This window comes from Cytophagaceae bacterium, from assembly GCA_016722655.1.
Lineage (GTDB): Bacteria > Bacteroidota > Bacteroidia > Cytophagales > Spirosomataceae > Leadbetterella.
In genome coordinates this window covers 316,443-340,502 of the sequence record JADKIR010000004.1, presented here as the reverse complement: position 1 = coordinate 340,502, position 24,060 = coordinate 316,443, and the positions used below count along the sequence as shown (strand labels likewise).

The 24,060-nt window shown below is 37.2% G+C and carries 23 protein-coding genes; 5 read left to right on the top strand and 18 right to left on the bottom strand.

Annotated elements, in window-relative coordinates; translation table 11 throughout:
• Positions 1–49 precede the first annotated feature (49 nt).
• The 13 genes from IPP61_02210 to IPP61_02150 all read right to left on the bottom strand — a co-directional run bounded on the left by IPP61_02210 (position 50) and on the right by IPP61_02150 (position 14,413).
• Positions 50–1,951, bottom strand: a complete 1,902-nt coding sequence (locus IPP61_02210) for a glycoside hydrolase family 88 protein (protein ID MBL0323986.1) — start codon at positions 1,949–1,951, stop codon at positions 50–52.
• 34 nt (positions 1,952–1,985) lie between these two features.
• Positions 1,986–2,312 (bottom strand): cupin domain-containing protein, encoded by a 327-nt coding sequence (locus tag IPP61_02205; protein ID MBL0323985.1) that lies wholly within the window; start codon positions 2,310–2,312, stop codon positions 1,986–1,988.
• Complete coding sequence (locus IPP61_02200) at positions 2,309–3,439, bottom strand: acetylxylan esterase (protein ID MBL0323984.1); 1,131 nt, start codon at positions 3,437–3,439, stop codon at positions 2,309–2,311. The genes IPP61_02205 and IPP61_02200 overlap by 4 nt, the downstream gene beginning before the upstream one ends.
• A gap of 133 nt (positions 3,440–3,572) precedes the next feature.
• Positions 3,573–6,050, bottom strand: coding sequence for an inorganic phosphate transporter (locus IPP61_02195; GenBank protein MBL0323983.1), 2,478 nt, complete (start codon positions 6,048–6,050; stop codon positions 3,573–3,575).
• 115 nt (positions 6,051–6,165) lie between these two features.
• Positions 6,166–6,693, bottom strand: a complete 528-nt coding sequence (locus IPP61_02190; GenBank protein MBL0323982.1) for a hypothetical protein — start codon at positions 6,691–6,693, stop codon at positions 6,166–6,168.
• A gap of 9 nt (positions 6,694–6,702) precedes the next feature.
• Positions 6,703–7,800 carry a Gfo/Idh/MocA family oxidoreductase gene (locus tag IPP61_02185; protein ID MBL0323981.1) on the bottom strand — a complete coding sequence of 366 codons (1,098 nt, stop codon included), beginning with the start codon at positions 7,798–7,800 and terminating at the stop codon, positions 6,703–6,705.
• 82 nt (positions 7,801–7,882) lie between these two features.
• Complete coding sequence (locus IPP61_02180; GenBank protein MBL0323980.1) at positions 7,883–10,306, bottom strand: TonB-dependent receptor; 2,424 nt, start codon at positions 10,304–10,306, stop codon at positions 7,883–7,885.
• Positions 10,307–10,458: 152 nt separating this feature from the next.
• Positions 10,459–10,758 carry a thioredoxin gene (trxA, locus tag IPP61_02175; GenBank protein ID MBL0323979.1) on the bottom strand — a complete coding sequence of 100 codons (300 nt, stop codon included), beginning with the start codon at positions 10,756–10,758 and terminating at the stop codon, positions 10,459–10,461.
• An 8-nt stretch (positions 10,759–10,766) separates the two neighbouring features.
• A complete protein-coding gene (locus IPP61_02170) occupies positions 10,767–11,150 on the bottom strand; it encodes a DUF983 domain-containing protein (protein MBL0323978.1) in 384 nt (127 codons plus the stop codon).
• A 177-nt stretch (positions 11,151–11,327) separates the two neighbouring features.
• Positions 11,328–12,167: an N-acetylglucosamine kinase gene (locus IPP61_02165; GenBank protein ID MBL0323977.1), complete on the bottom strand. Its 840-nt coding sequence runs from the start codon at positions 12,165–12,167 to the stop codon at positions 11,328–11,330.
• Positions 12,167–13,579 carry an aminotransferase class V-fold PLP-dependent enzyme gene (locus IPP61_02160; protein MBL0323976.1) on the bottom strand — a complete coding sequence of 471 codons (1,413 nt, stop codon included), beginning with the start codon at positions 13,577–13,579 and terminating at the stop codon, positions 12,167–12,169. Before IPP61_02160 ends, IPP61_02165 begins: the two co-directional genes overlap by 1 nt.
• A gap of 68 nt (positions 13,580–13,647) precedes the next feature.
• Positions 13,648–14,247, bottom strand: a complete 600-nt coding sequence (locus tag IPP61_02155; GenBank protein ID MBL0323975.1) for a GNAT family N-acetyltransferase — start codon at positions 14,245–14,247, stop codon at positions 13,648–13,650.
• 10 nt (positions 14,248–14,257) lie between these two features.
• Entirely contained in the window at positions 14,258–14,413 is a 156-nt protein-coding gene (locus IPP61_02150; GenBank protein ID MBL0323974.1) for a hypothetical protein, read from the bottom strand.
• A gap of 274 nt (positions 14,414–14,687) precedes the next feature.
• On the opposite strand from IPP61_02150, the gene IPP61_02145 reads away from it, so the two are divergent.
• Positions 14,688–15,914: an insulinase family protein gene (locus IPP61_02145; GenBank protein ID MBL0323973.1), complete on the top strand. Its 1,227-nt coding sequence runs from the start codon at positions 14,688–14,690 to the stop codon at positions 15,912–15,914.
• 362 nt (positions 15,915–16,276) lie between these two features.
• On the opposite strand, the gene IPP61_02140 is transcribed toward IPP61_02145, so the two are convergent.
• The 3 genes from IPP61_02140 to IPP61_02130 all read right to left on the bottom strand — a co-directional run bounded on the left by IPP61_02140 (position 16,277) and on the right by IPP61_02130 (position 18,322).
• Positions 16,277–17,329 carry a ferredoxin--NADP reductase gene (locus IPP61_02140; GenBank protein MBL0323972.1) on the bottom strand — a complete coding sequence of 351 codons (1,053 nt, stop codon included), beginning with the start codon at positions 17,327–17,329 and terminating at the stop codon, positions 16,277–16,279.
• A gap of 74 nt (positions 17,330–17,403) precedes the next feature.
• Positions 17,404–17,811, bottom strand: a complete 408-nt coding sequence (locus IPP61_02135; GenBank protein MBL0323971.1) for a barstar family protein — start codon at positions 17,809–17,811, stop codon at positions 17,404–17,406.
• A 43-nt stretch (positions 17,812–17,854) separates the two neighbouring features.
• Complete coding sequence (locus IPP61_02130; GenBank protein MBL0323970.1) at positions 17,855–18,322, bottom strand: ribonuclease; 468 nt, start codon at positions 18,320–18,322, stop codon at positions 17,855–17,857.
• A gap of 176 nt (positions 18,323–18,498) precedes the next feature.
• Here IPP61_02130 and IPP61_02125 point away from each other — a divergent pair, with 176 nt between their 5' ends.
• The 3 genes from IPP61_02125 (at position 18,499) to IPP61_02115 (ending at position 22,030) form a co-directional block, all read left to right on the top strand.
• Positions 18,499–19,431: a DUF3365 domain-containing protein gene (locus IPP61_02125; GenBank protein MBL0323969.1), complete on the top strand. Its 933-nt coding sequence runs from the start codon at positions 18,499–18,501 to the stop codon at positions 19,429–19,431.
• Positions 19,432–19,512: 81 nt separating this feature from the next.
• On the top strand, positions 19,513–20,517 hold the full coding sequence (locus tag IPP61_02120; protein MBL0323968.1) for an NAD-dependent epimerase/dehydratase family protein: 1,005 nt from the start codon (positions 19,513–19,515) through the stop codon (positions 20,515–20,517).
• A 97-nt stretch (positions 20,518–20,614) separates the two neighbouring features.
• Positions 20,615–22,030 carry a tetratricopeptide repeat protein gene (locus IPP61_02115; GenBank protein MBL0323967.1) on the top strand — a complete coding sequence of 472 codons (1,416 nt, stop codon included), beginning with the start codon at positions 20,615–20,617 and terminating at the stop codon, positions 22,028–22,030.
• Between the two features lie 116 nt (positions 22,031–22,146).
• Here the strand turns inward: IPP61_02115 and IPP61_02110 are convergent, their stop codons facing one another.
• Both IPP61_02110 and IPP61_02105 read right to left on the bottom strand, forming a co-directional pair.
• On the bottom strand, positions 22,147–22,989 hold the full coding sequence (locus tag IPP61_02110) for an arsenite methyltransferase (protein MBL0323966.1): 843 nt from the start codon (positions 22,987–22,989) through the stop codon (positions 22,147–22,149).
• Positions 22,990–23,047: 58 nt separating this feature from the next.
• Positions 23,048–23,380, bottom strand: coding sequence for a winged helix-turn-helix transcriptional regulator (locus IPP61_02105; GenBank protein MBL0323965.1), 333 nt, complete (start codon positions 23,378–23,380; stop codon positions 23,048–23,050).
• Positions 23,381–23,640: 260 nt separating this feature from the next.
• On the opposite strand from IPP61_02105, the gene IPP61_02100 reads away from it, so the two are divergent.
• On the top strand, positions 23,641–24,054 hold the full coding sequence (locus IPP61_02100) for a 30S ribosomal protein S12 (GenBank protein ID MBL0323964.1): 414 nt from the start codon (positions 23,641–23,643) through the stop codon (positions 24,052–24,054).
• Positions 24,055–24,060: the final 6 nt, after the last annotated feature.

Below are 24,060 nucleotides of genomic sequence, written 5' to 3'. Positions count from 1 at the left end.
AAGAATAAAGCCCTTTCTTAAGGGCAATAAATTCAGATTTTATCATTTTTTATTTCCCCAGAGCCCACCTTGCCAGATCTTTAGCTGCCTGATAGTTTTGGTATTCCATTGGTATTTTTCTTCCATCTACATATTCATTGTAAAGCCATGGATCACCAATCACAAAGACCCGACCTTTTCCATAAACATTGGTGGCCATTATAACATCACCGTCATCTTTGATCAGAGGTGTCGCTCCTTTACTCAGTTTTAGGGTCACAAGTTCTTTTACATAAACGCGTTTCGTGTTTTTAAATACACGGTTAGCAGCCGGAATGTCAATTTTTCCCTGATGAAATTGATCACCTTTTACCATATTTCGGCTTTTACCGGTAAACTCTATTCCAAAAGCCTTTGACAATTCATTGAATCTCGGAATCTCGCAATTGGAAGTGTCGTTGGCCATTAAAATGAGCGTTCCACCATTGTAAACCCATTTTTTGATCGGAATAATATCTCCGGCGTCCACAAAGTTGGGCTCGGCGGTTTCTTTTTGTGTATCAGGATCTACAATAATATATACATTTTTTCCAGCAAGATTCTTAGCTGTTGGTGCTTCTTTGATGGCGGTGATTTTTGCACCATAATTTTGGAATATTTCGCCAAACCAACCAAAACCCGAATGATAGGTATCTTCCCAGGTATAATGAAACTGCTCGGTATTTCCGTTCCAGTCTTTTCTGAATTCCCGGTTAAAATGATAGTCCAGTGCAACAGTTTTTCCTTTTCCTATCTGGTTTTCATTCAGCATTTCCATTTCGATGCTCGCAAAAATAAATGGCCCAACACCTTTTAAGTCGTTTTTCCGGATTGGCTCACTCAAATAGTATTCATAAGTGCCATTCCTGTATGGATTTCCGCCCAGGCCACCTACCGAAACAGTTTTATCGAGCCCAATACTACCATCTGCTTCTTTTATCAAAAACTCTTTCAATATTCCATGGTAGCCTTTTTTTGCCGATACAAGATAGGAAGCCGGCAAATATCCCTTTCTCACGCCTTTCAGCAAAGCATACACAAACATATTAGAAACTGACGCTTCCAAATAATTGCCTTTTTTGCTTCCTAATGCCACCATTTGATACCAAACACCTGATTTTTGATCCTGGTACTTTACTAAAACCGGAGCCAATCTTTTCAAATAACCAATTATTTCAGGTCTTTTTGGATGATTCTCAGGGAAATAATCTAATACTTCTACCAAAGCCATTGCATACCAGCCGATGGCTCTTCCCCAAAAATGCGGTGAAAGTCCTGTCTTTTTGTTGGCCCAGCCTTGTTCGCGTGATTCATCAAAACCATGATATAGTAGGCCCGTAGTGGAATCCACCATGTGTTTTTCAACTTGTTCAAACTGTCGGGCGATGGTTTCAAAATGATCTGGATGATTGAATATTTTGGAATATTCTGCGGCAAACGGCTCAGCCATAAAAAGGCCATCGAGCCATATTTGGTAAGGGTAGCGTTGCTTATGCCAATAAGCACCTTCATTGGTGGTCGATTGGTTTTCAAGTTGAGCCCAAAGTTGATCAGCCGCTTTTCTGAACTTGTCTTTATTGGGTAGAGTTTGCTGATAAAGCATCAGAAGAGCCCTTCCCGTACTTATATTATCGAGATTATAATCGTCTTTTCTGTAGGTCTTTATTTTGCCTGTACTGTCCACAAAGCGATTAAGGTCAGCGAGAATATAGTTATAATATCTGGGATCAGCAGTGCGATGCCAAACCATTTCAATGGCTTTGAGCATAAGACCCTGTTCATAATCCCAGGTGGACGATTTTCGGGGTTTTACCACTATGGAGTCAGGGTACCAGCCTATAAAAGAATCGGCCATTTGTTGTGAAAGCGGCTTTTGGCCGATACTGAAATTTAAAATAAAGACTAGAAAAAATGAGGCTATATATTTTTTCATAAAAGTATTGGTTTCAATTTTTTCAAATATTTTATTAAAGAAAATCTTCTCTCATTGGATTAAAAACATCTATCAGTTCACCAGCTTCAATACAAAATGCTCCATGAATGAGTCCTGATGGAACAAAATAAACATCACCCGCGATAAGCGTTTGAGTTTTACCATCAATAGTTATTTCAAAAACTCCTTTACTCACATAGCTAGCCTGAGTATGCTGGTGAGAATGTGAGGCTCCGACTCCTCCGGCTTCAAATGCTACCTTGACAACCATCATTTGGGCATCATAAGCCATGATTTTTCGTTTGATGCCACCCCCCAGTTCTGACCATTCTATGTCACTATCTTTTACTAATGTGTTCATTTTATGTTGGTTAATGCTTTTAGTACTTCTTCATTTCCTGTTTTTGCATTTTCAGGTAAAGGAAATTCAGAATTAAATACACTCAAATGATTTTTGTCCAGAATACTTACACTTTTTTCATCGGCCTTTGAAATATTAAGTCCAAAATGTTTTGCTAAAAATTCGTAAGCAGCCTTCCTTTTTGAAGGGCCATAATCATGTTTTTCATTGGCAAAATGTGCATTTTCTACATTTTTTTCTTTGCCATTAAAAGAATAAATTCGTTGAATATGGGGAAATTCAACCTCCGGAGTGTATTTAGTCCAGTCGTCACCATCAGAAATCAATAACATTGGCTTCGGAGCGGCACAGGCAGCTATTTCTACATTAGAAGTGGCATGATGTTGACTCACATGTACGGGCATGCCACTCTCACACACGCATCCGCCAAAAAAGTGACTTGAAACCATCACGACCGGTATGGAAAGCTTGATTCTGTCGTCAAGAGTAGTAAGCATAAAAGTCTGGGTACCACCGCCGGATTCGCCACTAATTGCAATTTTATTTTTATCAACATCAGGCATTTGGTATATAAAGTCCAGTGCCCTTATGCTGTTGATAGTCTGTAGTTTAAATGCCTGGCTGATTTTGTGATCGCATTGTTTCATGTCACCATAGCCAATCATATCCCAGGTAAAAACTATTGCACCCATCCGAGCCATTGTTGCACATCTTTTCTGAGTCGCTTCGCCAAATCTTGGGTCGTTTCCGTGTCCATGCGGTGCCAATACGGCAGGGTTCTTTTTTTTCAGAATAGAAGGTTTGTAAAGATTTCCGGTAATATAAATACCAGGATAACTTTCAAAAAATACATTTTCAACAGTATAGCCATCCAAAGATTTTTTACTGTGAATGGTAACGTTAAACGGCTGACTTGATAGGATTGTACTTATTTCCCCACCTTGAATTATGCCATTTTTGATGATTTCGGCTCTATTTTTCCACTCTTTTTTATTGTTGTAAAGTTTGGACGCTTCACTGAGTTCTGTTTTTCCTTTTTCAGGTGTAAAAAAAGCACCTTGTCGCAAAGAGGGACTTTGTGCCCATGCTACAGTAGGAATTAACAACATGACAATTGATTTTTTCATAACCCAGGTTGAATCTGGATAAAATTAGTACAAAAAAACCATTGTAAGAAAGTGCTTTTGATAGATTATTTATGGGAACGATTGCAGAAAATCGAATTTTTCTGCAAAAATATTTGCCAAAAATAAACTGAATCTACCTGTTACCCAATGGGCTTTGACCTTTGTTGAGTCTGTTGAGTAATTTTGCAAAACGCACAGCAATGGCAACTAAGTCCTTGATTTCGAGTAATAATCTCAGTGTGAGATCAGTGTTTTTAAAACCATAATCTTTTTTGGAGATACCTTCCACCTGATTGGAGAGAGCATATTCTATATGATCAAAAATTGATTTTTTCAGTTTTCGTGTTTCGTCCAATTCAGAATAATCATTGTTTGAAAGCCCATTGGCAATCTGAATGAGATATTTGTCAACTTCGTTGGTTATCCTTACTGCTAAATCAGTCTGGTTTTCCATTAAAGGCTTGTGGGCGTTGCTAACATGGCTTTCAGCTGCCAAAATAATAAAACTCAAAGATTGCAAAATATCCTGCATCATGTCGTTGGTGAGTATATACAGCTGGGCAGTGTGTTTTTCACTCAATTTTGACTTTTTGATTGCCTTAAAAAGGTTATTTTTTATGTCAAAGTAATATTCAGTGAGCTCGTTGCTCATCAATTTTGCTTTTTTTATTTTCGTTTTATCTTCAGAAATCAAGCCGTCGATCGCTAGCTTAAATGCTTTATTGATGGTAAGTAAACTTTCAGAAATTTCTACTGAGGTTTTTTGGAAAGAGACATCAGAAGTAAGCTCAATATTTTGTATGATTTTTTCGGTTTTTTCCTTTCTTTCGTTTTCTTTTTTATGAAAATAATTGGTGAATAAAACCACGGAGATTAATGCAATAACTAAAAAAATCAGACCATATATTTGAAAATTTATCAATATAACGGCTAAAATAGATGACACAATAAATGCTACGGCGGCAGTTACAAACCATCCCATGATAACGTTTATAACACCGGCAATCCTGTAAGAAGCTGACTCTCTACCCCAGGCTCTGTCGGCGAGTGAGCTACCCATTGCCACCATGAATGTCACATAAGTGGTTGACAGTGGAAGTTTTAGACTTGTTCCGGCGGCTATTAGCATACTTGCCATTGTAAGATTTACCGATGCTCTGATAAGGTCAAATGCTGGAGCCTCTTTACTGTCCGTTACGATTTTTGGAATAAACTGTCTGTTAATCCATCTTTTCATTCCGGATGGTAGAACTTCACTCAGGGTTTTTGAAAGTAGTATAGAAAAACGAACAATATATCTTGAAAACCAGTTGGATCTGAATTTTTCCTGAGTTTCCTCCTGAGTACCTAGTTTTACTTCTGTTTCGGTTACTGTTCTTGCTTTTTTCGAAAACCAAAGAGTTAAAGTCATGATTAAGCCAGCCACAAAAAGAAAAATATATGGTGCTTGCATTGGGAATTTCAGCCCTATCATACTATATTCAGAAGGGTTTATACCACCTCCCGCTGCCAAGGATGCCTGTCGAAACATATCAAAGGATTGCCAACCTGCCAAAGGCACACCTATGAAATTAACCAGGTCATTGCCTGCAAACGCCATTGAAAGGGCAAATGTGCCGGCAAAAACCACAATTTTGAGTGGGTTTAGCCCATATTGATTAAGAATGGCAAAGAGAATAATCCAAAAAACAAAAAATACCAGCAAAAACACCGCAAAGTTGTCTTTGATTGTATCTGCTATTTCTTTGATTCCCTTATTTCCGAAAAAGATACTGTAAACTTCTTTACCCTTTTCATTTACTTTTTTATTGAAAACCAATTCATTCCCCTCTGCATCTTTGATTTTTACAATGTCTTGATTGGCAAATGTTTCCGTTGATTTTGGGTTGAGAGCTTTGCTGTAATCTATGAGTTCTTTTACACTCAATTCTTTGGTAGAATATGTACTTTTTAAGCCTTTATATACTAAAAAATAACTCATGGCCAGCATAGCAAGCGATGCATACACCAGGCCAACCGTTTTCATGCGTTTTTCAAATTGAAAACTAAATAGTAAACGGCTGATAAACATCACCAAAGCACCAAAAGAGAAGGCAATTAACACAGAAAGAAAAATGCTGGAAACAATGGTGTTGGTTTTTTCCCAGTTGATATAACCAATTATGTTGTTGGCGGTGTCGTTAATATTGAACAGAAAATTCAATGGCTCATTGTTGCCCATGATTTTAAATGCCGAAACTATGATTGAGGCTCCCAAAAGCTCAAAAATTAACGAGACTGTAGTACTGGTTGGCAATCCTAGAGTATTGAAGGCATCTAGCAGGAATATATCGGTGAGCATTACAGCCAGAAAAATGACCAGGACATCAGTAAGAGTAAAATATTCCGGATTGAAAATGCCTTCCCGGGCGATTTCCATCATACCTGCTGAGGACAAAGCTCCGAGGAAAATACCCCCGGTGGCTATCCACATGATGGTTCTGAAAGGTGCTGCTTTGGAGCCAATGGCCGAGTTAAGAAAATTTACTGCGTCATTAGCCACACCAACCATTAAATCAGCTACAGCTAAAAATGCTAAAACAGCCACCGCCAACCACAAAAATCCCTCCATATTTTTAGGTTTATTTTATATGTAAAAATACGAAATATTTGAACTTTTTGTGGCTTTCTCAATATTAAGAAATTGTTAAGAAAGGGGTTTTTGTGCTATTGAGGATTGTATTTTTTTAAGGCATTTCCTCTACATCATCTATCCAAAATTTTCCTTTTTGCCCCACCACTTTGATTTTTCTATGATAGGTCTCTTTAAAGTCAGGATCATCGATCTTACAATCAAAAACCATAGTAGTATCATTAACCGGTACACAGGATTGGAATTTTATTTTGCCATTATCCTGATTACCAATTAAAAATGACTTCCCGATCTGGTCAAGATTTATGTTGTATTTTCCAGCCCATTTTTTTTGAAATTGTTCCACGGTCATTCCCCCGTCATAATCTACGTTGATGGCATCCATTTTATATTCTTCATATTGAGGCGTGCATATTTCGAGTATTTCGGTGTGGTTTTCATTAAAGAATTTTTCAACTGCCGGCACCAGCCAGGCCTGAGCCAGTTTAACCGAATCCATTTTGTCCTGAGTTGATTTAGAAATAGTGGGAGGAGCAGTGGTATCTGTTTGATCTGCTTTATTTTGGCAGGAAATCATTAATACTACGGCGGCAAATGCAATAATTAGTCTTTTGAAATTCATTTTGATGTATTATAAAATATTTATTTTCACTTCTTTGCCGGTTTTTGCGGCTTTTTTTATGGCTTCAATGATAATCATGTCTTTCAGTCCTTCTTCGCCAGGGGTTAGAATCGGCTTGTTATTGAGAATTGCATCGGCAAATCCGTCCATTTGATAGGCTTGATGATGGACTACAGGCATTTCTAGTGGCCCTTTATTCGTACTACCTTTCAATGGACCATAGTCATAGGCCGGAGCAAGGTCAAGTCCACCGGTTTCATAATGTATCGAAAGTTTTTGAGCATTTGTAGCGTAGGAACTCATTCCGCTTGCTATTGCACCTGACGGAAATTTCAATTGCCACAAAAGTGTTTCTTCAATATCGCGGTATATTTCGGGTTCGGTTTTAACCGCCTGGGCTGTTACCGAAATAGGCTCCTCTCCGGTGGCATAGCGACTTGCATTGATACAATAAATGCCCACATCCATCAAGGCTCCGCCACCCGAATATTTGTTTTGCATACGCCAGGCATTTGGATTTCGGTTTCTCCAGGCAAATTTCGTCTCTACAAATTTTACTTTTCCAAAATCTTTATCTTTTACCAATCGCATGATTTCTTGTGTAAAAGGTTCATAGTGAAGTCTGTAGCCAACGCCTAGTTTTACCCCTGCTTTTTGACAAACCTCAATCATTTCTTTGGCCTCTTTCACCGAAACCGACATAGGTTTTTCTGTAATCACATGTTTGCCGGCTTTGGCTGTACGAATCACAAAATCGGCATGCATAGAATTGGGAAGTACAATATACACTACATCGATGTCAGGGTTGGTGGCAATCTGGTCAAAGTTTTCGTAATTATATATGTTTTTGTCTTGTAGCTTATATTTTTCCTTCCATTTGGTGGCTTTTTCAGGGGTTCCGGTCACAATTCCTACCAGTTCACAGTTTTTTGATTTCTCGATTCCCGGAGCAAGCTGATTAGTAGCATATGAGCCCAGGCCACATAGTGCAACCCTGAGCTTTCTTTCGGTAATAACCGGATAGCTCAAAGCATCCTCTGAAATTAGGGGTGTTAAAATACCCGCTACTGATATTTTTTTCAGGAAATCTCTTCTTGAATTTTTCATGATTCTTTTTTTGGTTGAATAATTCCTGAAATTTAACAAAAAAGAATGTTTCCCGGAAAGTTTTTTATGGTTTACAATTAAATCAAAAATCTACCCGATAGAAAAATACCGGTAAAAAGCCCAGCTGATATTCAGTTTTGATAAAACTACCATCAGGCTGCGGAGCATAACTCATTGACAGAATGTTCTGAATTCCCAAAATATTAACCAGATCAACAGCAATTGTATGGGTCAGTCCTTTACGGTTGATTTTGTAATCTACTTTTAGGTCAAGTCTGCGATAAGGATCAAATTGTAATGAGTTTCTGGTTTCGCTTTTGTAGATAATTTCCTGAGCAGCAATTGTTTTTGCTTCATCTACCGGTCCGTACCAGCGGCCACCCACCATGGTCCATTTAGCCCCAAGGTCAATACTCGATCTTTTGAGTTTGAATTCTTTGGCAAAAAGGAAATTGCCGGCGTATTTTCCGTTGAAATCCGAATTTCTCAAAACTCCATCAGAACCTTTGTATTTGGCATCAAAAAGCGAGGAGGTTACCAGGAAATAATATCCCTGACTGAAGAATTTCTCCAGGGTAAGTTCTACGCCGTAGTTTCGGCCGGTACCCTCATTTACTAATTTTTCAGGGAAAATCCGTGAGAAAGCTGCTCCGGTGTTAACCATTGAGAATGAGGAAGGACTTTTTTCGACCGGAATATTGAATAAATACTGATAATAAGTTTCAAACATCAACCGCATGTTTTTGCCCAGAAGGGTATTGTAACCCGCCACAAAATGCCAGCTTTTGGTAAGCCCCATGTCACGATTGTTATAGATAAATCTACCACTCAGACTTTCATTTCCATAGAAATACGTATAATTAGACTGTAAGTTGGAGTGTAAACCAGTTGCCAGATTTATTTTTTGGCCTTGAGCTACATCCCAGTTAAGACCGGCACGAGGTTCAATCGGCGAAACAGAATTTTTGTTTATAGTACTAAATAATCCTGTTACCCCAATGTTTGCAGAGAGTGTTGGAGAAATAGTATATTTCCATTGGGCATAGGGTTGGGCAGTAACATAATAATCATCAGATTTCCAGCGGTTTTGCCATGAGCTTATGATTAGTTTTGGGTAGCCTACCACAGTACGGGCACTGTCGTAAGAGTAAAAATTATTAAGGTCTAGATTCAAACCTGCTTTGAGTGTACTTCTGGTCGAAAACTTCTTATTTATAGAAATCACTCCATGTAATTTATTCTCTTTAAAAGTATAATCCATGATAGGTATGATCTGGTCAATAATAAATTTATTACCCATGGTTTTAGGATTACCCTGGTCATCATAATTAAAAAGCACATAATCATGGTTGGCATCAACGGCATTGGTCGATGCCGCCAGTGTGGCTTTCAGAAAAGTGGTTTTATTTAAAGGTTTGGAGTAAGTTAAACCCGCCACACCAATTCTGGAAGAAAAATACTGGTCGCGGTCATTTGAGCCAAAGATATTCCGGTCTTCGGTGGTTTGTTCACTGATCATGATGTCAACGGTGCTATTTCCTGCAAAGCCCCAAAGGGCCACACTCGCTCCATTTTTTTTAGGAAAATTAAACCTGAAAAACCCATCCTGATATTTTGGAACTGCCTGGGTACCAATGTCGATACCGATTTTATTGAATAGCCAAAGGTTGGCATATCGATAAGTCAAAAGATAAGAAGAGCCTTTGTCTTTATTTAAGGGTCCCTCGGCCATGGCTTCAGTGCCCAAAAATCCAAACTGTGCCATCATTTCATGGCTCTGGTTGTTTCCGTTTCTGAGTTTCAGGTCGAAAACCCCCGAGATACTATTGCCAAATTCTGCCGGAAAAGCCCCAGTGAAAAAGTCGGAATTGGTCAAATATTTATTGTTGATTATACTTACTGGTCCGCCTGAGGTGCCCGGAATAGCAAAGTGATTAGGATTGGGAATACTCACACCTTCTACCCTCCACAATACACCCGACGGGGAATTTCCACGTATTACTATATCGCTTCTGGAATCATCGGCACCCTGTACTCCGGCAAAGTTGGAAGCCATACGTGCGGGCTCCCCACGGCTACCCGCATAGCGGTTGGTTTCTTCAACTGAAAACTGTCGGGCAGAGATAGTGGCCATTTCATTGGAAGCTTCACCATTTCGACGGGCTTTTACAATCACTTCGTTCAGCTGCATTGGAGCTTCTTCCATTTCCAGATTAAGGATTACCTCTTTTCCGGCATCCACTACTATATTATTGATTAGTAACTCTTTATATCCTACATAGGTGACTTTTAAGGTTTGACGACCTACGGGTACTTTATTGATTTTAAAATTGCCTTCTTCGTCGGTTACATTGCCTAGCGTGGGCATGCCAACTACCATTACCGAAACCCCCGGGATGCCATATTTGGCTTCTTTGTCCACGATTTTCCCTCGGATATTTTGGGTGAGTTGGGCAAAAACAGATCCTGAAAATATTAGACAAACTAAAATGTAGATGTATTTCATTGAGAAGGTTTTTAAAACTAAAAAAACGGTTTATTTCAGCAAAAATAACCTTTGAAATAGCAATTTTAAATGTCAATAGACATATTTTTAGAAGACTTGAAACAAAAAAAACCGGTTTAAAATAAACCGGCTCAATGTACGAATAGTCTTTTTTACAAAAAATTACTCACAATTTGTTTGATTTGATGCATAGGCAATACACCACTTTGACGCCATTTTTGCTGTCCATTTTTGAAAATCATCATCGTGGGTACTCCTGAAATGTTGTATTTGCGTGACAAAGAAGGATTTTTGTCTGTATCAATTTTTACAATTCTTATTTTATCACCCATTTCACCTGCCAATTGTTTCAATATTGGAGCCAATGCCTTGCAAGGTCCGCACCATTCTGCAGAAAAATCAATCAAAACAGGTTTGTCAGAATTTATGAGATCATTAAAATTTCCAGTCATTTTATTATTCATTTTATAATTTCTTTTTTTTCAGGATCATAAGAGATAAAAAACATAAGCCATATTGATCGCGACATACGGTATATCCACCTAATCAATAAAAATGTTAACAAAACATAACCCAAAATATACCAGGTGCCATCAACTTTATCTTCTAAAAACAGATAATAACCCACTGTAGCTGTCACAAAAAGGGCGATATTCAGCATATATGAAATATACATAGCACCATAAAAAAAGCCCATTTCCTTTTCATATTTTAATCCACATTCACTACAATGTGTATTCATTGAAAACATTCCGGCTTTGGGTATCAGAGTGCTTCTGTCGTACAATTCGCCTTCCCCGCATCTGGGGCATTTCATTTTTACTGCTGATATCAGCTTTCCCATACTTTGATTTGCTTTTTATGGCAAAATTACCAAATATGTTTGGCTTAAAAATATATTTTTTAACTATTCTAGAATATGAACATATTTTCATATTCAAAAAGTTTCTTTATTCTTTTCGTAGTGTGAGAAATGTTACTTAAATGGGTTGGTTTTAGGTCAATAATCTGAAAATGAAATTCAATCATTCTGGTGAAATCGCTGGAGTTCATCCATTGGTTTTTCTATGATTTTGCTGATTTCAATACCGTGCTTTTTACAAATTTCCTCAAGGATATCTTTGTAAAAAAAAGCGATGGAGCCCACGAAAGCTATTTGATATTCAGCTCTTTGTGGGTATTTCAATAAATATTTTTCCAGATATTGAGAAAAAGAATTTTCGATTAGTTTTTTACAATAAACATTTTCCCTGTTTTCCGATAAAAAAACTGAAAATCCGGCAAAATATTTGTTGGGTTTGTCTTCTTTATAAGCTTTGGTTAGTATTTCAGATCGGGTCAGAATGCCGTATTTTTTTTCAAATATTTCCAGAATATCACCTGGCATTTCTTTATGTAAATAATCTAACAAAAGTAGTTTTCCCAAATGTCCGCCACTGCCTTCATCTCCCAGCCAAAATCCTAGCGGAGGAATCTGGAAGCTAATTTTTTCTCCATCCCACAAGCAGGAATTTGAACCCGTTCCCAAAATACAGGCGATTCCTTCTTTTCTTCCAAAAAGTGCTCTTGCAGCAGCAATTACATCGGAATATGTAAACACTTTGGTTTCATAACCCAGGGCTTTCAGGATTCCGGATTTTACAATTTCAGATTTACTGTCATCGGTTATCCCTGTTCCATAAAAATGAACCTCAGTGATTTTTTCTAAACAGTTTTCAATGAAAGGCTTTATCTCGTAGGCGATTTGGTCAGCATCCACAAAATAAGGATTGAGTCCGATGGTTTCGGTTTTGGCTACTGTTTTTTCTCCCAGCAGTCTCCAGTCGGTTTTGGTAGATCCTGATTCGGCTATGAGTATCATCAGATAAGGTCTTGGGTGTTTTTATCTTTGAATGTTTCGGTAACAAAACCAAAAAATGTGTCCAGGTCGCTTTGGGTGGTGGCAATACCCACCGAAAGTCGGATTGCCCCTCTGATTTTGCCTACAAATGTCACCCAGTCATGATAACTTCCATGGTCACGACTGGTGTAAAATTCGGCCAGTTCATCGGTAGTCACACAGCTGTTGACCTCATCAATGCCAGGATTGCAAAAGCAGCCGGTTCGGACCGAAATTAACCTTTCATTTGCTTTTTGCTCTACCAACTCAAACGGAAACTGCTTTCCGTCGGCTCCTTTTACATTGAAAATGAAAGTTCCGCCCTTTTCATCATGATTTTTTGTGCCAAAAAAGTTAAATAAAGTTTCGCCATTGCTGTGTTTGAGGTTTTCAAACTGATGAATCAAATAAGCATTCAGAGATTTTATTCTGTCCGAAATTTTCTCAATTCCTATTTTTTGAATAAACTCCAGACCATTTTTTATAGCAGGAATTTCCAGATAATTTACTGTTCCGTTTTCAAATCTTTCGTGGTTTTCAGTCAAAAAGTAACTTTCATAATTGACTGATACCCAAGTTACTGTCCCACCTGCAAACCAAGGCTTTTTAAGCTTCGCAAATTTGTCTTTTTTTAATAACAAGCAACCCAGGCCGGTAGGGTATCCAAAGATTTTGTAAAACGAAACCGACACATAATCAGGCTTATATTGGGTCAGATCAAGTTTGGATGTGGGTACAAATGCAGCAGCGTCGAGCAAAACATCCCAGCCTTTTTTATGGGCTTTTTCAATTAATTCGAGGGGATGTTTTATGCCGGAAACATTGGATTGACCCGGAAAAGCGAAAAGCTTATTGGTCTCTTTTTCAAAGCCATTCAGGCCTTCTTCCAGTTTTTGAGCATTAATTTTCAGGTCTTCATAGTTGAGCTGAATATATTGATAATGCCCGCCCTTGAGCTTGCAATATTCCCTGATTCCGTTAACTGAATTATGATTGTCAGCAGTGAGCAAAAAAACCGATTCAGAAGAAAAAGGATAACATTCGCCCACTATTTGTAGGGCAGCCGATGCATTAGAAGTAAATATGCAATAATAATCGTCCCCGGCACTGAAATAATCCAATACCGCTTTTCTGGCTTCATCGACATGAATTGTTGATTGACGAGAACTTGGGTTAGTGGAGTGGGGGTTTCCGTAAACACCTGATAGTAAATAATTAAAGTGTTTTTCGACGATGCTTTTAGGGTATAGATTTCCCCCTGTAAAATCAAGGTAAATCTGCCCTGACTCTTCCAGATTTGCATATTCTGTTTGTCTCAGATTTTCAAAGAAATCATTTTCAAATAATTCCGGTTGCACTTTTATTGGGTTTGTTTTTCGAAGTAATTTTCCCAAAAATAGGATTTTCGGCTTTCATTTTTATGATTTTTTTGAAAAAATGGAGAATTTGGTTTTTTGAATATTTATAATTGATTTTTCAAAAGAATTAAATCGAAGAACATTAATCTGGTTTTTAATGGATCTGAAGATTGAATATTTGAATAACGTTTCTCCTGATCTTCTGTACTAAAAAGAAAATCAAAACCACATGATTTATAATATTTAATAGGTAGGTTTTCATTATATGCATCAACGACAACAAAACGACATCCGGTTTTATTTTGTGGGTCAATAAACCATGATTTTATAAAGTCCATTAAACTTTTTCCAATTCCTTGATTTTTGTAATTTACACTGACACCAAGCCTTCCTATTAAAACTGCGGGGTAATTTTTAGAGGTTTTGACATGAGGGATTTGTTTAGTTACTTTATCTTTTCTGCCTCTGGGTAACAGACTTGCCTTTATACTATCGTTTGAAATAGAGAATGCACAAACTATTGATTTTAAATCATTATTATCAATAAAACAATAGGATTTGCCCAGTAATTGATTGGCATAACTTTCAGCATCTTTTAGAAAAAATTCATTTAAGTCAGAATGACCACAATCAAATTGATTAGAAGATTCAATTAATTCTGGTGTGAGTGTGTAAAAAGTGCAGGATTCTTCTAAAAAGTTCAATTCAGTGCATTTATAATTTAGCTTTTTCTAAAATTCTTTTAGTCGATTCCAATTGTTTACTGAAATCTACGCTACCTTTTTTAGCTATCGAAGCCTCAGCTCTTGAAATAAAATCTTTGGCTTCTTTGCTTTTTAGTGTTGGAATACCTTTGATTGTCAATGCCATATATGTATTTAATTTCTTTACAATATTAATCTGTAAAAACCAGATTATAAAATAAATAGTTCTGTTTAATAATTATTGATGGATATTAATCATAATTATAATTCGAATTACATTCTATATTGAAGAAGGTAACTTCTAAAATTATACAAGCACTTTTTGGTGAGAAATCTTGTTGAATTATTCAGACAAAGCGTTTTATTAAATTCTAAAGTATTATTTAGCATATAATGTATTAGCTTTGCAGACTTTTTTGAATGTTACGGAAAAGAAATTAATGTCTGAATATCAATTATATACGCTACCTAATGGAATCAGGGTAGCTCATAAATTTGTCTCAAATACCAAAATTGCCCACTGCGGTATCATGCTTGATATTGGCAGTCGCGATGAAAAACCTCACCAGGCCGGGCTGGCCCATTTTTGGGAGCATATGGCCTTTAAAGGCACTCAAAAACGTAAAGCTTACCACATTATCAACAGCCTGGAGGCAGTAGGAGGGGAGCTCAATGCCTATACCACCAAAGAGAAGATTTGTTTTTATGCTTCAGTTTTAGACACCCATTTCGAAAAGGCAGTTGATTTATTGTCTGATATTGCCTTCAATAGTATTTTTCCCGAAAAGCAACTCGAAGTTGAGCGTGGGGTGATCCTGGAGGAGATGTCGATGTACCTCGACTCGCCCGAAGATGCCATTCAGGATGAGTTTGACGCTATTGTTTTTCCACAACATCAGCTGGGAATCAATATTTTGGGTACTCAGGAAAGTGTAAAAGCCTTTAAAAGAGAAGATTTCCTGAATTTTATTTCTGAAAATCTTGATACCGATAAAGTTATCTTTTCTGTGGTAGGAAATCTGGAGCCAAAGAAAGTACAAAAAATGGCAGAAAAATATCTTGGGGATATTTTACCTAAGCATACGCAAAGAATAAGATTGACACCCGATATTTATTTCACCCAAAACCAAATATTAGAAAAAAACAATAACCAGGCACATGTAGCTATTGGTCGCCAGGCTTATGCCTTGCATCACAAAAACAGGCTTCCTTTTTTTGCACTGGTCAATTTGCTGGGCGGGCCGGGAATGAATTCTCGTTTTAACCTTACTCTTCGTGAAAAATATGGCCTGGTGTATCAGATAGAGGCCAATTATACAAGTTTTAGCGATACCGGTTTCTTTGGGATATTTTTTGGTACTGACCCGCAAAATCTCAATAAATCTCTAAAACTTGTCAAAAAAGAATTGGAGATCCTGAAAGAACGAAAAATGGGTGATGTTCAGATCAGAACCTTGAAGGAGCAGCTTAAGGGTCAACTTGCCATGGCTGAAGAAAGCAATCAGGGTTTTATGCTCATGATGGCCAAAAGTATTCTGGATTTGGGTAAAGTGGAAACTTTAAGTCAAATTTTTGATGAAATTGATGATATAAATGCCGGAGTCTTGCAGGATTTAGCCAATGAAATGTTTGATAACGAAGAGCTTTCGCAGTTGATTTACAAATAAAAAGGCGAACTTTTGGTCCGCCTTCCGTAACAATGGGATTTATGCAATAAAAACATTCTTCTTCAAAAGCAATGGACTCTCAAGAATAAAAGTACCCGGTTCGTCAAAAGTTCTGATTCTTCTAACAGTGGTTGGCAACTTTTTCATCCTTTTCGGTTTGGGCTGTTTGGAATAAGACGCGAACGGAAAGGCAACAAGTGCAATTAACACAATAATCCAAAGTCGTTTAGACTTAAACATTTTGTTCACTCGATAGTAATGCATATTTGACTAGACCAAAATCCTTTGGTCACAATTTCAGATGGAAAATTTTTACTTTTTTATAAAGATACAAATTTTCTCAAAAAGGTTGTAATTATTTCTTAATCAATCTCTAAAATCACTCCTTCTGTAATTGGGTGTGACACGCAGGTCAGCACATAGCCTTGCTCGATTTCCTTGTCGGTCAATCCCTCTTCTTCGTCCATTTTGATTTTTCCAGAAGTACATTTTCCCAGGCATGCCGTACACATACCGGCCTGGCACGAGTAGGGTAACTCAATATTCTGGTCCAGGGCGGCTTCAAGGATAGTTTGGTGTGGTTCTACCTCGAATTCATGCGTTTCTCCGTCGTATTTAACAGTAACTGTTTGTTTTTTTAGCTCTTCGCCACCTTCATTTTCGGAATCGGTGTTTACAGGAGCGTTAAACCGCTCATAGTGCATCCTTTCTTTGGGGATGTCATATAACTCAGCTATTTTAAGTGTATTATCAATGATTTCTTCAGGTCCGCATACAAAAATCTGGTCATTTTTTAAATCCGCATCAATTTCTTTCAACCACATGATGGTATTTGCCTGATGTATTCTGCCTTTCAGTCCCACCCAGGTATCGGTGCTTTGACTGATTATATGCGTTACACCAAATCTTCCATGAAAGGTGCTTTCTAAAGCATCCAATTCCTTTTTAAAAATAATCTGGTTTTCGTTTCGGCTGCCATAAAGCAGGCTAACTTTTAAGCCGGGAAGTGTTTTGAGGGCAGTTTTAGCAATGGACATCAGGGGAGTTATACCACTACCTGCTCCGATTAATATCAGATGTTTGCCGTTAAAAGTTGCCGGATTGAACGTGAAGTTCCCCATAGGCTCAATTACTTCCAGAAAGTCTCCGGTTTTTATTTGGTCGTTTAAATAATTGGAAACCAGTCCTTTGTGAACACGTTTTACTGTAATGCCAACAGCGGTGTCAGAGGCAGGTGAAGTGCTCATCGAGTAGCTTCTTTTTACCTTTTTACCGTCGGGTCCCGGTATGGATACAGTTAAAAATTGCCCTGCTAAATATTTTATTTGTTCACTTAGTGGATGCCAAAAAAGTATAGTTACCGTGTCTTCAGTTTCTCTGATTACCTCTTTTACCTGCAAAAAATATGATTTCATCTGTTAATATTTCTTAGAAAAAATACTTCGGTCTGTGCCGAAAATAATGTCGTTTTTTATTTTAAAAACGTTTTTCAGGAAAGTTTGTTCAATAAGTCCTGAATTCTTTCTCCTGCCGAAAACCCAAAAAGCAAGCTTTTTTTTGGCAATTCATCATCCACCTCTTCCATCCATTTCCAATCTTCACAAGTAGCATCCAGCATGTCGAGCAAGGTAATGATTTTGGTTTCGTTGCGTTCGTTGACCAAAAAAGATTCCGAATTTTCGAAATATACAGCCAGTTTTTCATCCTCAATCCAGCTCAGATCATTGATCATTTCGTCAAAAGAGTCAAGATTAAATCCAAAATAATCGGGAAATTCAAAGACTTCGGCCATTACTTCGTAAAATTCACGAAGGGTTTTGGTTTTGTTGGCATCTATTTTTATTACCCCAAATTCTTCAGGGAAATCTGCCGGAATACATATTGAAAGGTTATTCATGTTAATTTTTTGTTTTGAAAAAATTCAGATAGCAAATAATCTTTTATCTTATTTTTTTGAAAGAATCATAATGGTCATCGGTATAATATGCACTGCCGTCATCCCCGGTTACCAACCTTTCGGCTCCGCGGTTTTGACCTTCTACATGCTCGTGAACATCCCATTCCTGATAATTTATTCTTTGCCCGCTGTCTGATTTCTGTGGTAATAATTTCTCAAGATTTTTAAATTTCCTGCCACCCACATACCCTTCAGGTGCTTTTTGGTATTTTGTTACATATTCTAAAACTTCATTTACATATTTTGGGAAGTCCTTAGGGGTTTCAAAATCTGTATTTTGAGTTGATTTTTTGGCACTACTTTCATTTTTTTCTTGAATACTTATTTCGGTTTGATGTGCCGGATTATTAGTATCTGAAATGTGGTTTTTTCTTACAAAATAACCTATCACAATACCCAGGAGCAGGAATATCAGATATTTAACAAATTCAGGGATTTTGGTTTTTTCCATTGATTTTTTTTAAAAATAGGTACAAAAATAAAGTTTAATTTCCAAAATATGGGCTTATTTATTAGCCTGGATTTGCAATTTTTTATTTGGCAAAACCACTTCTGTGATAAATGTCATTGGCTTTGGGTTCTCTTTGGTGGTAATTGTGAAAATATTTGATTTTGAAATATTTAAAAATGAAGAAAAGAACATACACTATCGCAATTTTATTTTCGGGTATAATCGCAGTTTTAGCTTGTAAAACAGGAAAAAATCCTGCTCAAGGTATTAAAAAAGAGGAAGGGCTGGTATTGATGGAACAAAACTGTTACACTTGTCATAGTCCAAATGCTACAGAAAGTAATCGGTTGGCTCCTCCCATGATCGCTGTAAAAAAACATTATTTTACAGAAAAAATGTCGGAAGAGCAATTCGTCAATGATTTGGTGAGTTTTGTCTTGAATCCAACTGATGAAAAATCAAAAATGCCGGGGGCAAAACGTCGGTTTAATCTTATGCCGAAAGTGGAATATTCGAAAAGTGATGTTGAGAAAATTGCAAAATATATATACAGAAACAACATTGAGCAGCCTGAGTGGTTTGAAGAGCATTATAAAAAAGAAATGGGAAACGGCAATCAGATGATGGAAGAGGATACCTCATTTCTGGCAAAAGGAAAGAAATTGTCCATGAGAGCTCAGCAAGAACTTGGAAAAAATTTGATGGGAGCCTTAAACAAAGGCGGAGCAGTACATGCGATGAATTTTTGCAATGACAAAGCCATGTTTTTGACAGATAGTATGGCCAATGTTTTAAAGGTAAATGTAAAAAGAGTTTCAGATAAAAACAGAAACCCAAAAAATGCTGCAAATGAATCCGAAATAGCTTATATACAGTTGCTTAAAGATAATCTTAAAATGGGTATTGAACCAAAACCTGGCAGCAAAGTCATTGATGGTAAAAAAGTAGGGTATTATCCAATACTGACCAATCAGATGTGTATGCAATGCCACGGCAGCGAGGCAGAAATTAATTCGGAAACGATGGAGAAAATTTCAAAGTATTATCCGGCTGATAAAGCAAAAGGTTATAAGCCCAACGAAATCAGAGGCTTGTGGGTGGTTGAATAATAATGTTTTTTTAGATTTAAAGCCCGAATAATAACCGGATTATAAGTTTTGCAGACTAATTTTGTGCAAAATAGAGTATATATGAAGGTGTTGATTACAGGTGCTACCGGGTTGGTTGGGTCTGCATTATTAAAAAAACTGAATTCTATGGGTCATGAAATCAGTGTTTTGGTAAGAAACGCCCAGGATTTTTTATTACAGAATTCGGCCCTTCGAAATATTAAAATTATTGAAGGAGATATACTGGATGTATTGGTCCTTTCTCAGGCAACAGTAGATAAAGATTGGGTCATTCATGCAGCAGCGGTTGTCTCATTTTCGCCTAAAGACAGGGCAAGTTTGTATAAAACCAACGTCGAGGGTACAGCCAATGTCGTGAATTCCTGTTTGGAAAACAAAGTTAAAAAACTGCTTTATGTGAGTTCGGTGGCTGCTTTTGGAAGGCCAGCTATCAATAAGGAAAACAAGGACCAGACCTTCAATGTATATGAAAATCAAAAGTGGGAAGATTCTGATTCCAATTCGCATTATGCCATTTCTAAATTTAAAGGAGAAGAAGAAGTTTGGCGTGGTATGGCCGAAGGTCTTGATGTGGTGGTGGTAAATCCATCCATAATTTTTGGTGAAGGCGACTGGAATCGTTCCTCTACAAAGATTTTAAAATATATTTTCGAAGAAAAACCTTTTTATACTGCAGGTTATCTCAATTATATTGACCTGGAAGATTTGGTCAATATTTCAGTTGAATTGCTTGAGAGCGATATCAAAAATGAAAGATTTTGTGTTTCTGCCGGTATGATTTCGTATAAAGATTTTTTTGAAAAAGTGGCTCTTAAATTTGGTAAAAGACCGCCGGCAATTGAGGTGAAATCTTTTTGGTTGGCCATAATCTGGCGTTTGGAAGCAATTCGTTCCTTTTTTATGGGCTCTGATCCACTCATAACCAAAGAGACTGCGAGGTCGGCCTCAATGAAAATACATTACGATAACAGCAAGATAATTAAGGCTTTAGGGTATAAGTTTAATTCTTTAGACAATACTTTGAATCGTATTTGCCCATATTTTCTGGCAAAAGCTCAAAAATAGTTTTTCGAAATTATTTTTCTTTTTTTTTTGTTTAAACAAAAAAGCCATTAATTTTAAAATTGAGTAATCTATAATATTTGAAAACCTACATTACTGCATGAATCAAGACTTTAGTGAGTATTTTGACGAGTCAAACGAGGCCACCATGGCCGATGCAGCCAAAAGGTTTGAATCGATGATCAAAAAAAAAGAAACTCCCTACTTTAGTGAGGAAGTTTTTGAGTCTCTTGTTGAATATTATTTACTTGCCGGGAAACTAGACCTAGCCCTAAAAGCCTGCAATTCGGGCTTAAATCAGTACGAGCATTCTCTGGAACTCATGCTTGGCAAAGCTCAAATTTTAATCAACAGATTTGAACTTGACGAAGCAACTGAACTTCTGGATCATGCCGCGATTTTCAATCCTTCTGATACTGAGATTGAGTTTTTACGAGGCATAATTCTCATTTATTCTGGTGAGAATGCGGAAGCCCTCAGTATTTTTAACCAGATTTTGCCTTTGGTCGATGAAAAAGAGAATGTCTTTTTTCAGATGGGAATGGCACTGACCGGGCTGGGCAAAGTTGATGAAGCCATTGAGGTTTTGAAAAAAGCAGTGGATTGCGAAACAAGAAACGAACTGGTTTATAATGAGCTTGTTTATTGTTTTGATGTACAGAAAATCCTGCCAGATGGAATCATATATTTCAATCACTTAATTGACAATGATCCATATAATTATTTGGCTTGGTTTGCTTTAGGGCAATCATATAATCTTCAGAATCAATATGATAAAGCCAAAGATGCATTTGATTATTCGGTTACTATCAATGGTAAGTTTTCTTCTGGTTGGTATAACCTGGGCTTGAGTCAAATGAACCTCGATGAGTTCGTTGAGGCCAAAGAGTCTTTTACAAATACGCTTAAGTTTGAAGTGCCTTCTGCTGAAGTGCTCACCCATTTAGGTGCAGCCCATGAAAAATTGGAGGAATTTGCTGATGCCTACAAATTTTATAAAAAAGCCACAGAACTCGATGAACTTTGGGATGATGCCTGGTTTGGGATGGCTTCTGTTCTTTATGAGCAGGAAAAATATCTGGAATCGATACATTTTGTAAAAAAAGCCATCAAAACCAATGACATCAGTGCCGACTATTGGCTCCTTTTGGCTGACAACGAAGCAAAGCTTGGTAATGTAATATCGGCTCATGAGGCATATTTCAGGGCGTCTGATATGGATTCAACCAATGTCGATATCTGGCTCAACTGGTCATTACTCTATTTTGATCAGGAAAATTATATCAGAGCATTTGAGATTATTTATGATGCCATAGAAGATATGCCCGAAGCCGCCGATTTGTATTACCGTGCCACAGTGTATCTTTTGTACAATACCACTTACAATGAGGCCTATAAATATTTGCAGGAGGCATTGACACTTGATTACGACGGACATATTCAGATGTACGATTTCTTCTCTAATCTGGATACTTTAAAGGCACTTCAAAGGATTGTAGAGCAATATAGAAAGTAATATAAATTTCTTTGTCTGATTTATTTTTAAAAATCAGTAATGAACATTTTACTTTAGATTTATAGATTTTAAAATTTTAGAAGAGCGATTGTGATTTTACAATCGCTCTTCTACTTTTAGCAGCAGCAGTTTGGCCCGCAGTCCGCTTCACCTTTTGGTTTTTCGGCATAAACAGTCACACTAAAAATCCCCATTTTAGAATTTTTAAAATCTTCCAACTGGCCTTCTGTCAGATATTTCATAAGAATGTCGTCAGGAATTACAATGACTTTTTCTTTTTGTACCTTAATATTTTCGAAACCATTTTCCTTAATCAAACCCAAATATGAATCTTTTTGAATGGCTCCGGAAACGCATCCTGCATACATTTCAGCAGCTTCTTGCAGGGAAGTAGGCAAGTCACCCACCAAAACCACATCAGAAATACTAAAATGTCCGCCGGGTTTCAGAACCCTGTAAATTTCTTTGATAACAGCATCTTTGTTGGGCACCAAATTCAAAACACAATTACTCACTATAACATCGGCAATGTTTGAAGTGACAGGCATTTTTTCGATATCCCCTTGCCTGAATTCCACATTGTTAAAACCTCTAATTTCGGCATTTTCTCTGGCTTTTTCTATCATAGCGGGGGTAAAATCTATGCCAATTACTTTTCCGGAATCCCCAGTTTCAGCTCTTGCTATAAAACAGTCATTGCCGGCTCCACTTCCAAGGTCAATTACTACATCACCTTTTTTAATTTTTGCAAATTGCGTGGGCAACCCACAGCCTAATCCCAGATCTGCATCGGGATTGTAGCCATCCAGATGGGTGTAATCGTCACTCATGATATTGTAAACCTCGGTAGTGCAGCCCCCTGAGCCACAGCATGACGACATATTTGTTTCTTTGTCCTGTAAAGCAATTTCACTATATTTTTGCTTTACCATTTCTTTTATTTGATCTTCTGTTTTCATTTTATAAGTATTTATTTTATTTAATCGTAATAATGCGATAAGCTTTGGCAAAAAAATGTCAGCAACAAGCAGATTTATTCGAAAAATAACTGATAAAAAGTTCGTTAATGTAATCTTTTGCCATTATTAATTCCGTTTCATCAATGCAATAGCACACTTTTGCACCTTCTATTTCACCTTTTATCAATCCCGCCTCTTTCAATTCTTTGAGATGCTGCGATACTGTACTTTGCGACAACGGCAGTTCATCAACTATATCACCACATATGCACGATTGTCTTTTGATTAATATTCTCAAAATCGCAATTCTGGCGGGATGTGACAACGCTTTGGCGTATTTTGACAATTTATTATCCTTAACCGTAAACTCTTCAGATTTGGTAATTCCCATAATTTATTATCTTATCGTAAAATTACGATAATATATTAAAGTCACAAAATTTTTATTCTTTTTTTTGAAATATGCCAGATAATTTAATTTTTGAGAATGAAAAATTAGCGATTTTAAAAAGTCAGGGAAAGAGAATGCTTTAACTATAGAAAATATCAGAAAACTTTGAGCTATTTTTTTATTATTTAAAAATTAATCTTACCTTTGCAGTCCGAATTTTCGGGAGATAGTATTTAATTATTAAATTTTAACAGTTTACAATGCCTACTATACAGCAGTTAGTAAGAAAAGGAAGAGAGACTTTGATTTACAAATCTAAATCTCCGGCATTGGATTCTTGTCCTCAACGTCGTGGTGTATGTACGCGTGTATATACGACTACACCTAAGAAGCCTAACTCGGCTCTTAGAAAGGTAGCTCGTGTGCGTCTTACCAACCAAAAAGAGGTGAACGCCTACATTCCGGGCGAAGGTCACAACCTGCAGGAGCACTCGATCGTATTGATCAGAGGTGGTCGTGTTAAGGACCTTCCGGGTGTACGTTATCACATCGTACGTGGGGCATTGGATACAGCCGGTGTAAACAACCGTAAACAAAGCCGCTCGAAGTATGGTGCTAAAAGACCAAAACCAGGTCAGGTAGCAGCAGCTCCAGCAAAAGGTAAGAAAAAGTAACAAGAA